At 65.7% G+C, this 11,884-nt stretch carries 10 protein-coding genes; 7 read left to right on the top strand and 3 right to left on the bottom strand.

All coding sequences use genetic code 11. The features are described 5' to 3' along the window. Positions 1–67 precede the first annotated feature (67 nt). A complete protein-coding gene (locus AAFG13_RS42295) occupies positions 68–1,207 on the top strand; it encodes an acyl-CoA dehydrogenase family protein (protein WP_342710684.1) in 1,140 nt (379 codons plus the stop codon). Between the two features lie 54 nt (positions 1,208–1,261). Further along, positions 1,262–2,464 (top strand): ABC transporter substrate-binding protein, encoded by a 1,203-nt coding sequence (locus AAFG13_RS42290; protein ID WP_342713520.1) that lies wholly within the window; start codon positions 1,262–1,264, stop codon positions 2,462–2,464. Between the two features lie 47 nt (positions 2,465–2,511). Here AAFG13_RS42290 and hutU read toward each other — a convergent pair whose 3' ends face one another. Genes hutU through hutI form a run of 3 tightly spaced genes read right to left on the bottom strand, consistent with a single transcriptional unit; the run spans position 2,512 to position 6,965 of the window. Next, positions 2,512–4,182 carry a urocanate hydratase gene (gene hutU, locus AAFG13_RS42285; RefSeq protein WP_212310870.1) on the bottom strand — a complete coding sequence of 557 codons (1,671 nt, stop codon included), beginning with the start codon at positions 4,180–4,182 and terminating at the stop codon, positions 2,512–2,514. Between the two features lie 18 nt (positions 4,183–4,200). Then, positions 4,201–5,760: a histidine ammonia-lyase gene (gene hutH, locus AAFG13_RS42280; protein ID WP_342710683.1), complete on the bottom strand. Its 1,560-nt coding sequence runs from the start codon at positions 5,758–5,760 to the stop codon at positions 4,201–4,203. After that, positions 5,757–6,965, bottom strand: coding sequence for an imidazolonepropionase (gene hutI, locus AAFG13_RS42275; RefSeq protein WP_342710682.1), 1,209 nt, complete (start codon positions 6,963–6,965; stop codon positions 5,757–5,759). The genes hutH and hutI overlap by 4 nt, the downstream gene beginning before the upstream one ends. 84 nt (positions 6,966–7,049) lie before the next feature. On the opposite strand from hutI, the gene AAFG13_RS42270 reads away from it, so the two are divergent. The 5 genes from AAFG13_RS42270 (at position 7,050) to AAFG13_RS42250 (ending at position 11,874) form a co-directional block, all read left to right on the top strand. Then, the gene (locus tag AAFG13_RS42270; protein ID WP_342710681.1) at positions 7,050–8,408 is read left to right on the top strand and encodes a formimidoylglutamate deiminase; all 1,359 of its coding nucleotides are present in this window, start codon (positions 7,050–7,052) and stop codon (positions 8,406–8,408) included. Then, positions 8,405–9,148 carry a histidine utilization repressor gene (gene hutC, locus AAFG13_RS42265; protein WP_212310874.1) on the top strand — a complete coding sequence of 248 codons (744 nt, stop codon included), beginning with the start codon at positions 8,405–8,407 and terminating at the stop codon, positions 9,146–9,148. The genes AAFG13_RS42270 and hutC overlap by 4 nt, the downstream gene beginning before the upstream one ends. 146 nt (positions 9,149–9,294) lie before the next feature. Next, positions 9,295–10,239 carry an ABC transporter substrate-binding protein gene (locus tag AAFG13_RS42260; RefSeq protein ID WP_342710680.1) on the top strand — a complete coding sequence of 315 codons (945 nt, stop codon included), beginning with the start codon at positions 9,295–9,297 and terminating at the stop codon, positions 10,237–10,239. A 79-nt stretch (positions 10,240–10,318) separates the two neighbouring features. Beyond that, positions 10,319–11,092 (top strand): ABC transporter permease, encoded by a 774-nt coding sequence (locus AAFG13_RS42255; RefSeq protein WP_342710679.1) that lies wholly within the window; start codon positions 10,319–10,321, stop codon positions 11,090–11,092. Next, positions 11,089–11,874 carry an ABC transporter ATP-binding protein gene (locus tag AAFG13_RS42250; protein ID WP_342710678.1) on the top strand — a complete coding sequence of 262 codons (786 nt, stop codon included), beginning with the start codon at positions 11,089–11,091 and terminating at the stop codon, positions 11,872–11,874. The genes AAFG13_RS42255 and AAFG13_RS42250 overlap by 4 nt, the downstream gene beginning before the upstream one ends. Positions 11,875–11,884 lie beyond the last annotated feature (10 nt).

Raw genomic sequence — 11,884 nt, 5'->3', positions numbered from 1 at the left:
ATGGATCACCCATTCAATGGAAGCCCCTTTTTTGGCTTCCGGCAAAGAAAACAGACGGGGAGTCCATATGAGTTTTTCCGAGGAGCAGGTCGCCTTCCGCGACAATTTGCGCAGGATGGTCGCCAGACACGTGGCGCCGATCGCCGCCGAAATCGACGAGACCGACCGCTTCCCGCTCGAGCTGGTCAAGCTGTTCGGCGAGATGGGGCTGATGCAGCTCTGGGTGCCGGAGCGCTATGGCGGCCCGAACGGCAACCTCACCATGGCCTGCATCGCGCGCGAGGAGATCTCGAAGGTCTCGCCCGCCTGCGCATCGATCGCGGCCCTCAACACCATGTTCATCATGCCGCTGCTGCATTTCGGTTCGGAAGAGCAGCGCCAGAAGTATTTGCCGATCATCGCCCAGGGCGGCGTGATCACGGCGATCGCGATCTCCGAGCCACAGGCCGGCTCCGACGTCGCCGCGCTCAACACCCGCGCCCGGAAGGACGGTGACAGCTATGTCCTGAACGGCCGCAAGCAGTGGTGCAGCTACGGCGTCGTCGCCGACTACATCGTGGTGATGGCGCGAACCAGTGACGGCGCCGGCGCCGATGGAATCAGCGCCTTCATCGTCGAGCCGAAGAAGATGCCGGGCATTACGTTCGGCCGCCACGAGCGCAAGATGGGCTTTCGCGGCGCGCCCAACACCCCGATCTTCTTCGACAATGTCCGGGTGCCGGCCGAAAACCTCGTCGGCGAGGAAGGCAAGGGCTTTCGCGCGTCGATGCGTGCGCTCGACCTCAACCGCCCGACCATCGGCGCCCAGTCGGTCGGCCTCGCGCAAGGCGCGCTCGATGCCTGCATCGCCTACGCCAAGGAGCGCAAGCAGTTCAAGCAGCCGATCGCCGAGTTCCAGGGCGTGCAGTTCATGCTCGCCGACATGGCGATGCAGATCGAGGCAGCCCGTGCGCTGGTCTATGAATGCGCCCGCGCCGGCGATGCCGGCGACTGGAAGCGGCTCAACGTGCTTGCCAGCATGGCCAAATGCGTCGGCAGCGACATGGCCATGAAGGTCACGACCGACGCGGTCCAGATCTTCGGCGGCTACGGCTACACCATGGACTACCCGGTCGAACGCATGATGCGCGACGCCAAGCTGACCCAGATCTTCGAAGGCACCAACCAGATCCAGCGCGTGGTGATCGCCCGCGAGCTGCTGCGCTAGCGCAGATCGATTGCAACAAGAAACGAATTACAGGGAGGAACGACCTTGAAGCACATCATCGACCGGGCGTTGGCGGCCGTCGCGCTGTCAGCCCTGCTGGCGGCGCCTGCCTACGCGCAGAAAGCCTATGGACCCGGCGCCAGCGACACCGAGATCAAGCTCGGCCAATCGACGCCGCTGAGCGGCCCCGCCTCCGCCTTCGGCGCCGGCGCCGGGCGCGCCGTGGTCGGCTATTTCGAGATGCTGAATTCGAAGGGCGGCATCAACGGCCGCAAGATCAACTTCACCCAGCTCGACAACGCCTACAGCGCGCCGAAGGCGGTCGAGCAATCCCGCAAGCTGATCGAAGGCGTCGGTATACTGGCCGAGGTGGGCACGATCGGCACCGCGCCCAACGTCGCGATCCAGAAATACCTCAACGGCAAGCAGGTGCCGCAGCTCTTCATCACCGCCGGAGGACGCCGCTTCAACGATCCCAAGACGTTCCCGTGGACGATCCCGCTCTATCCGGACTTCGAAACCGAAGGCCGCGTTGTCGCCAAATACATCCTGCGCACAAAGCCCGACGCCAGGATCGGCGTGCTCTACCAGAATGACGACTACGGCAAGGACTATCTCCAAGGCCTCCGCGCCGGTCTCGGTCCGAAGGCCGAGCTGATCGTCGCGCAGGCCTCCTATGAACTTGCCGACCCGACGATCGACTCGCAGATCGTCCAGCTGAAGGCCGCCGGCGTCGACACGCTGATCGAGCAGTCGTCGTCGAAGGCCGCCGCGCAATCGATCCGCAAGGTCTACGAGCTCGGCTGGAAGCCGCTGCACGTGATCGGCGGCTCCACGGCATCGGTCGAAACCATCCTGAAGCCCGCGGGCCTCGAGGCATCGAAGGGGCTGGTCACCACGCAATTCCTCAAGCAGCCGGGCGACCCGGCCTGGGCCAATGACGACGAGGTCAAGGCCTACAAGGATTTCCTGAAGACGTACGCAGCTTCGGCCAACCCGGACGACTATTCCGTGCTCGTTGCCTATATGAATGTGCACGCCGTGGAGCTGGCCTTGCGCAAATGCGGCGACGATCTGACCCGCGAAAACCTGATCAAGCAGGCGATGTCGCTCGGCGGCGAGCGACTGCCGATGATGCTCCCGGGCGTCTCGATCAGCACCCGGCCCGGCGACTACACGCCGTTCAGAACCCTGCGGATCGCGACGTTTGATGGCGAGAGCTGGTCGCTGACCGGCGAGCCGCTGTCGGCCGATTGAGCCGGGTCGGCGAGAACCGCCATCAGTGGCTTCTCGCCAACGTCATCTCACCCGCGCAAGCTCGGCAGATCGAGACCGTTGGCCTGGGCGCATTCGATCGCCGTTTCATAGCCGGCGTCGGCGTGGCGCATGACCCCCGTCGCCGGGTCGTTCCACAGCACGCGTTCGAGCCGGCGCGCCGCCTCCGGCGTGCCGTCCGCGACGATCACCATGCCGGCGTGCTGCGAATAGCCGATGCCGACGCCGCCGCCGTGGTGCAGCGACACCCAGGTGGCCCCGCTCGCGCAGTTCAGTAGCGCGTTGAGCAGCGGCCAATCGGACACCGCGTCCGAGCCGTCGCGCATCGCCTCGGTCTCGCGGTTCGGGCTTGCCACCGATCCGCTGTCGAGATGATCGCGGCCGATCACGATCGGCGCCTTGAGCTCGCCGCGCGCCACCATCTCGTTGAAGGCAAGGCCAAGCCGATGGCGGTCGCCGAGACCGACCCAGCAAATCCGCGCCGGCAGCCCCTGAAACTTGATGCGCGCCTTCGCCATGTCGAGCCAGTTGTGCAAATGGCCATCATTGGGCATCAGCTCCTTGACCTTGGCATCGGTCTTGAAGATGTCCTCGGGGTCGCCCGACAGCGCCGCCCAGCGGAATGGCCCCACGCCGCGGCAGAACAGCGGACGAATATAGGCCGGAACGAAACCCGGAAAGTCGAACGCCTGCTTCAGGCCCATGTCCTTGGCCATCTGGCGGATGTTGTTGCCGTAGTCGAGCGTCGGGATTCCCTGCGCGTGGAAATCCAGCATGGCCTGCACGTGATCGACCATCGAGGTCTTGGCCGCCGCCTCGACCGCCTTCGGGTCAGCCGCGCGCCGCGCTTCCCAATCGGCAAGCGTCCATCCCTTCGGCAGGTAACCGTTGATCGGATCGTGCGCGCTAGTCTGGTCGGTGACGATGTCCGGGCGCACGCCGCGGCGCACCAGTTCGGGAAAGATCTCGGCCGCATTGCCGAGCAGGCCGACCGACACCGGCTTATGGGTCTTGGCCGCGTCGGCGATGATCGCCAGTGCTTCATCGAGCGTCGTCGCCTGGCGGTCTAGGTACCCCGTGCGCAGCCGCATCTCGATGCGGCTCGGCTGGCACTCGACGGCCAGCATCGAGGCGCCGGCCATGGTCGCGGCCAGCGGCTGGGCGCCACCCATGCCGCCGAGGCCCGCCGTGAGGATCCATTTGCCGGCGAGGCTGCCGCCATAGTGCCGGCGGCCGACCTCGACGAACGTCTCATAGGTCCCCTGCACGATGCCCTGGCTGCCGATATAGATCCACGACCCCGCCGTCATCTGGCCGAACATCATCAGGCCCAGGCGGTCGAGCTCGTTGAAATGATCGAGCGTCGCCCAATGCGGCACCAGGTTCGAATTCGCGATCAGGACGCGCGGCGCATCCGCATGGGTGCGGAAGATGCCGACCGGTTTGCCGGATTGCACCAAGAGCGTCTGGTCGCCTTCGAGCTTGCGCAAGGAGGCGGCAATCCGATCAAAGCTCTCCCAGTCGCGCGCCGCACGGCCAATGCCGCCATAGACCACGAGCTCGCTCGGACGCTCGGCGACATCGGGATCCAGATTGTTCATCAGCATGCGCAGCGGCGCTTCCGTCAACCAACTCTTCGCGCTGATGTCGGTGCCTCGGGACGCGCGGATGATGCGTTCGTTATCCAATCGGCGGTTCATGACGGATGTCCCTGTCGGCTAAGCAAGTTGTGGAAACGGATCGGACGAAAGGACCGCGATCGCAGCGGCCGGCAACGCGTCGGCTTCGATCAGCGACGCGGCCCGCGCGAGATCGCCAGCCATGTAGCGGTCCGCGGCGAGCGCCGGAACATGCTCGCGCAGCGCGGCGATCACCGCAGCGAGTGGCGCGCTGGTCGCATGCGGCGCGCGCAGCGTGATGCCTTGCGCGGCGACCAGAAGCTCGATGCCGAGGATGGCGGCGAGGTTGTCGGCCATGTCGGACAGCCGGCGCGCGGCATGCGCGGCCATCGAGACGTGATCCTCCTGATTGGCGCTGGTCGGCGTGGAATCGATCGAGCACGGCATCGCGCGCTGCTTGTTCTCGGCATAGAGCGCCGCCGCCGTCACCTCGGCGATCATGAACCCGGAATTGATGCCGGGCTCGGGTGTCAGGAACGGCGGCAAGCCGAAGTTCAAGGCGGGATCGACGAGGGTCGCGATCCGGCGCTCGCTGGTGGCGCCGATCTCCGACAGCGCCAACGCGATCTGGTCGGCGGCGAAGGCCACCGGCTCAGCATGAAAATTGCCGCCCGAGACGATCTCGCCGGTATCGACCAGGACCAGCGGGTTATCCGTCACGGCATTGGCTTCAATGGTCAGCACGCGCGCGGCGTGCACGAGCAGGTCGAGCACGGCACCCGCGACCTGCGGCTGGCAGCGCAGGCAATACGGGTCCTGCACCCGCTCATCGCCCTCGAGATGCGATTGCCTGATGTCGCTGCCGTCGAGCAGTGCGGTCAAGGCAGCAGCTGCGGCGATCTGCCCCTCATGGCCGCGCAAAGCCTGGATTTCGGGACGAAACGGCACCGTGGAGGCCATCGCCGCATCGACCGACAGCGCACCAGTCACCAGTGCAGCACACGCCAGACGATGCGCGCGCAGCAGGCCGGAAATCGCATAGGCCGTCGAAAACTGCGTGCCGTTGATCAGCGCGAGCCCCTCCTTGGGACCGAGAGTCAACGGCGCGAGACCGGCAGCCGCAAGCGCTTCATGACCCGGCACGATCTTGGCCTCAAGGAATGCCTGCCCCTCCCCGATCATGACGGCGGTCATATGGGCGAGCGGCGCCAGGTCGCCGGAGGCGCCGACCGAGCCCTGCTGCGGCACCAGCGGTGAGACGCCGCGCGCCAGCATGCCCTGCAACTGCTCGATCACATCACGCCGCACGCCGGACGCACCGCGCCCTAGCGAGATCACCTTCAACGCCATCATCAGGCGCACGATCGGCTCGGGCGTGGCCGGCCCGACTCCGCAGCAATGCGACAGGATCAGGTTGCGCTGAAGCAGCGCGGTCTGGTCGGCCGCGATGCGCGTTGATGCCAACTTCCCGAAGCCGGTATTGATGCCGTACACGGGAACGTCGATATGCGCCGCTTTCGCCACGATTGCCGCAGCCGCCTCGACGCGCGGCCAGAACGACGGATCAAGCACGATGGGTACGCCGGCGAGCACGCGCGCGAGCACATCGAGGCCGACCGTTCCGGGCGTTACGACAATCGGCGCAGCCGGATCGCTCATTGCCCCCTCCACACCCGGCCGTGCAACGGATTGAAGCCGATGCGGCAGACCAGCTCGGCGGGGCGCTCGATGTCCCAGATCGCCAGATCGCACCATTTGCCGGCCTCTAATGTACCGGTCTCGGCGAGCGTGCCGAGCGCGCGCGCCCCCTCCCGCGTCACCCCGGCGAGGCACTCGGCGACCGTCATCCGGAACAACGTTGCGCCCATGTTCATCGTAAGCAGAAGCGAGGTCAGCGGCGAGCTGCCGGGATTGCAGTCCGTCGCCAGCGCCATGTTCACGCCGTGGCTGCGGAACAACTCAACCGGCGGCTTCTGCGTTTCGCGAATGAAATAGAACGCACCGGGCAGCAGCACCGCGACCGTGCCGGCCTTGGCCATCGCGGCGGCGCCGGCTTCATCGGTGTGCTCCAGATGATCGGCCGATAGCGCGGAGAATTTTGCCGCGAGCGCGGCACCGCCGAGATTCGACAACTGATCCGCATGCAGCTTCACGGGTAATCCGAGCGCATGCGCCGCCGCGAACACCCGAGCGGTCTGCTCGCCGGAAAATGCGATGCCCTCCATGAAGCCGTCGACGGCATCGGCAAGGCCGGCCTTGGTCACCGCCGGCAGCATCTCGTTGCAGACCAGATCGATGTAGCGGTCGTTGTCGCCATTGGCTTCGGGCGGCAATGCGTGAGCACCTAAAAAAGATGTGCGGATCGCAACCTGCCGCAAACGGCCGAGGCTGCGTGCCGCCGCAAGCTGCCGCATCTCGGTCTCGGCATTGAGGCCATAGCCGGACTTGATCTCGACGGTGGTTGCGCCCTCGCCGATCAGCGCGTCCAGCCGTGGCAGCGCGCCAGCGACGAGCTCGGCCTCGGTCGCGTTGCGTGTTGCGGCAACGGTCGAGACGATGCCACCACCCGCGCGCGCGATCTCCTCATAGCTTGCGCCCTTCAGGCGCAGCTCGAACTCGTGCGCGCGGTTGCCGCCATAGACGAGATGCGTGTGGCAATCGACCAGCCCGGGTGTGATCCAGCGGCCGCCGCAATCGATCCGCTCGACCGCGTCCGCATCCACAGGAAAGTCCGATTGCACGCCTGCATAGACAATGCGGCCGTCGCGCGCCGCGATCAGGCCCTGCTCGATCTCGCCGAGATCGGCGCCGCGCATCGTGGCGAGCCGGGCGTTGTGCCAGATGCGGTCGAAACGCTCTGCCATGCGATCGTCCCCCGAGGTGGGATGCTTGACTTATATGTCTAGACATATAATCGTGTCCGGGTTCTGTCCAGCCGGCATGGAAAAATGACACGACTGCATTTCGCATTCGCGCTGCTGCCCTCGGGCTGGGCCAATGACGTGCAAATCGTGGTCACCGACGGCGCGATCGCCTCGGTGACGGCAGGCGTGCCCCCCGCCGCCGGCGATGAACGTCACCAATTGGCAGTTCCGGGATTGGCGAGCCTGCACAGCCACGCGTTTCAGCGCGGCATGGCCGGCCTTGCCGAACTGCGCGGCGATACGACCGACACGTTCTGGACCTGGCGCGAGACGATGTATCGCTTTGCGCTGACGATGACGCCGGACGACGTCGCGGCCGTTGCGACCCTGCTCTATGTCGAGATGCTCGAGCGCGGCTTTACCCGGGTCGGCGAATTCCACTATCTCCATCATGATCGGGACGGCTCGCCTTACGCCAATCCGGCCGAGATGGCCGTGCGCATCGCGCAGGCGACTGAGGCGTCCGGCATCGGACTCACCCTGCTGCCGAGCTTTTATGCCCACGGCACGTTCGGCGGCGCAGCGCCGCATGCCGGGCAGCGGCGCTTCATCTGCTCGGTCGATCAGTTCGCCGCGCTGATGGCAGCCTCGCGCAACGCAATCCGAACACTCCCCGGCGCCAACATCGGCATCGCCCCGCACAGCCTGCGCGCCGTGGCGCCGGATGAGCTCGCGGCGATCATTCCGCTTGCCGGGGCGGATCCAATCCACATCCACGCCGCCGAGCAGGTGCGCGAGGTTGAGGATTGCCTTGCCTGGTCGGGGCAGCGGCCGGTGCGATGGCTGCTGGAAAACGCGCCCGTCGATCAGCGCTGGTGCCTGATTCACGCGACCCACATGACGGAACGGGAAGTCGCTGCGCTCGCCGCTAGCGGCGCCGTTGCCGGCCTTTGCCCCGTCACCGAAGCAAGCCTCGGCGACGGCATCTTTTCGGCGCGCGAGTTCCTCGCCGCGGGCGGCCGGTTCGGCATCGGAACGGATTCCAATGTGCTGGTCGGGGTCGCCGACGAGCTTCGTCAACTCGAATACGGCCAGCGGCTGAAGCACCGCGAGCGCAATGTGCTCTCCGGGCGCCCGGGTGCATCCACCGGCCGTACCCTGTTCGACCACGCGCTCGCGGGCGGCGCGCAAGCGCTGGCACAAACCAAAGCTGGGCTGGTTCCCGGCGCCCGCGCCGACATCGTCAGCCTCGATACCGCGCACCCATCCCTGGCGGGACGGTCGGGTGATGCCGTTCTCGACGGCTGGCTGTTTGCGTCCGGAAGCGATGCGATCGATTGCGTGTGGGCCGGCGGCGACAGGCTGGTCACGGGCGGACGGCACCGGCTGCGCGACAAGGCGCGCGAGCGGTTCAATGCCAGCGTCCGGAGGCTTGCCGCATGAGCCTCGCCTCCGACCGGGCCCGCCCTGCCGCAGCCGTCAAGCCGACGCTCTACAAGCGGATCAGGCTCGATATCGAGACCCGCATCCTGACCGGCGAATGGCCGCCGGGCCACCGTATCCCCTACGAGCACCAATTGATGGCGCGCTATCGCTGCTCGCGCATGACGGTGAACAAGGCGTTGTCGGAGCTGGCGCAGGCCGACTTGATCGAGCGGCGCCGGCGGGCCGGCTCATTCGTACGCCGTCCGCAGCATCTGTCGGCGGTGCTCAAGATTGCCGACATGCGCGCCGAGATCACGGCGCTCGGCCGCAGCTACGGCTATCAGCTGATCGATTGCCGGCGGCGCACCGCGACCGCTGCCGATCGTGCCCGGCTCGGCATGAGCACGGCCGGTAAGGTGATCGCGATCGCCTGCCGACACAGCGCCGACAATGTGCCGTTTGCGGTTGAAGACAGGCTGATCGATCTCTCCACGGTTCCGGAGGCCGCGACGGCGGATTTTGCACGCGAACCCCCGGGATCATGGCTGCTGCATCACGTGCCGTGGACCGAGGCTGAACATACGATCAGCGCGGTTGTCGCGGACGATCGCACAGCGAAGGCGCTCGACATCGCGGTCGGCGCGCCCTGCCTCGTGATCGACCGCTATACCTGGCGCAGCGCGCGCACGGTAACGGCGGTGCGGTTGCATTATCCAGGCGACACGCATCGGCTGGTGGCTCGCTTCAAGGGAGGCTGAAGACGCCTTGCGCGGCATATTTCATGCAATGCATCATGGGCCACCATCCACCGACGTTTCCGTGCGGCTATCCGCCGCAACGTGAAGACATCGCTGACGTGAAGACATCAACAGGGTTCAATCCATCGTCCAAGAGGTCGACAATCATGCGTTCCTTCAAGCTATTGCCCGCAATCGCAGCTTTGCTCGCGTCCACCGCCGCGTTCGCGGATGACGTCAAGGTCGGCGTCGGCATCTCCGGATGGACCGGCTTCGCGCCGCTGACGCTCGCCAAGGAAGCCGGCATCTTCAAGAAGAACGGCCTCGACGTGACCTTGAAGAAGATCCCGCAGAAGGACCGCCATCTCGCGATCGCTTCGGGCGACATCCAGTGCGCGGCGACGACGGTCGAGACCTGGATCTCCTGGAACGCCAACGGCGTCGCGACCAAGCAGATCTTCCAGCTCGACAAGAGTTATGGCGCCGACGGTATGGCTGTGCGCAACGACGTCGCCGCGATCAAGGACCTCAAGGGCAAGACCGTCGCGGCATCGGCGCCGGGCACCTCGCCCTACTTCGCGCTGGCCTGGATGCTGAAGAAAAACAGCCTCTCGGTGAAGGATGTCACCGTGGTCAATTTGGAGCCCGCCGCCGCGGCGCAGGCTTTCGTCTCCGGCCAGAACGACGCCGCGATGACCTACGAGCCTTATCTGTCGACCGTGCGCGCCGCGCCCGACAAGGGCAAGATCATCGCCACCACCCTCGACTATCCGATCGTGATGGACACGTTCGGCTGCACACCGAAATTCCTGACCGACAATCCGAAGGCAGCCCAGGCGCTGGCCGACAGCTATTTCGAGGCGATCGACATGATCGCCAAGGATCAGGCCAAGGCTTATGAGATCATGGGCGCGGACGTGAAGCAGTCCGGCGAGCAGTTCGGCAACTCGGCAAAGTACCTGCGCTGGCAGGACAAGGCCGCCAACCAGAAATTCTTCGCCGGCGACTTCCTCACCTTCAACAAGGATGCCGCCGATCTGCTGCTCGAGGTCGGCATCATCAAGGCCGCGCCGAAGGTTGAAGACATCTACGACGCCAGCTTCGTCAAGTAACGCAGCCATCATTTCGGCCGGTCCCGCCTCGCGACAAGCCGGGCGGGACTGGCGCATGAGATACGCCTGGAAAAATTTGATGCGTCCCCTTGAGCCCACAACATCGAAGCAACGCGTGGTCTACGGCCTCGCCTTCTTCGTGCTTTTCGTCGCCCTCTGGTCCTGGGCGACGTTCGGCGGCCATGTATCCAAGACATTCCTCGCCAACCCGCTCACCATGGTGCAGGAAGGCTATGAGCTGCTCGCCAAGCAAGGCTTCCTGTTCGACATCGGAATGACGATCTGGCGCGTCATCGGCGGCTTTGCCCTTGCCGCCGTCATCGCGGTGCCGATCGGCGTGCTGATGGGCGCCTACAAGCCGGTCGAGGCCTTTCTCGAGCCCTTCGTGTCCTTTGCGCGCTATCTGCCGGCATCCGCCTTCATCCCGTTGTTGATCCTGTGGGCCGGCATCGGCGAATTACAAAAGCTGCTCGTGATCTTCATCGGCGCGGTGTTCCAGATCATCCTGATGGTGGCCGTGACGGTCGGCGCCACACGGCGGGACCTGGTCGAGGCTGCGTATACGCTCGGCGCCCGCAACAGCGGCGTCATCCGCCGCGTGCTACTGCCCTCCGCGGCGCCCGAGATCGCCGAGATCCTGAGGCTGGTGCTCGGCTGGGCCTGGACTTACGTCATCGTGGCCGAGCTGATCGGCTCATCGTCCGGTATCGGGCACATGATCACCGACAGCCAGGCGCTGCTCAACACCGGCCAGATCATCTTCGGCATCATCGTCATCGGGCTGATCGGCCTGATCTCCGATTTCCTGTTCAAGGCGTTCAACGCCTGGCTGTTCCCATGGAAGCTCGCATGACCGCGCTCAGGATCGAACAGGTCTCGCGAATCTTCCCGGCCCGCGCGGGCAACGCGCCGACCCGCGCGCTCGAGCCGACCACGCTCGATGTCGGCGACAACGACTTCGTCACCATCCTCGGCCCCTCCGGCTGCGGAAAGTCCACCCTGCTCCGGATCATCGCCGGGCTCGACCGGCCGACCAGCGGGCACGTCACGCTCGACGGCCGCGAAGTCACCGGCCCCGGCGCCGATCGCGGCATGGTGTTTCAGTCCTACACCCTGTTTCCGTGGCTGACCGTGCGGGAGAACATCGCCTTCGGCCTGCGCGAGCGCGGCGTGTCGCAAACCGGGCGCCATGACATCGCCGACGCCTTCATCCGCCGGGTCGGGCTATCCGGCTTCGAGAATCACTGGCCCAAGCAGCTGTCCGGCGGCATGCAGCAACGCACCGCGATCGCCCGGGCGCTGGCCAATGATCCGAAGATCCTGCTGCTCGACGAGCCGTTCGGCGCGCTCGACAACCAGACCCGGGCGCTGATGCAGGAGATGCTGCTCGGGATCTGGGAGCGCGACCAGAAGACGGTGCTGTTCGTCACCCACGATATCGAGGAGGCGATCTTCCTCGGCAGCCGCGTCATCGTCATGAGCGCGCGTCCCGGCCGCATCAAGGCCGAGATCGCGATCGACCTGCCGCATCCGCGCTCCTACAAGATCAAGACCACGCCCGAATTCGTCGCGCTGAAGGAGCGGCTGGTCGAGGAAATCCGCACCGAGGCCTTGAAGGTCGCTGAACAGGCCTGACGATCAGCGC

The organism is Bradyrhizobium sp. B124 (genome assembly GCF_038967635.1).
Lineage (GTDB): Bacteria > Pseudomonadota > Alphaproteobacteria > Rhizobiales > Xanthobacteraceae > Bradyrhizobium.
This window is presented reverse-complemented; position numbering and strand designations above follow the sequence as displayed.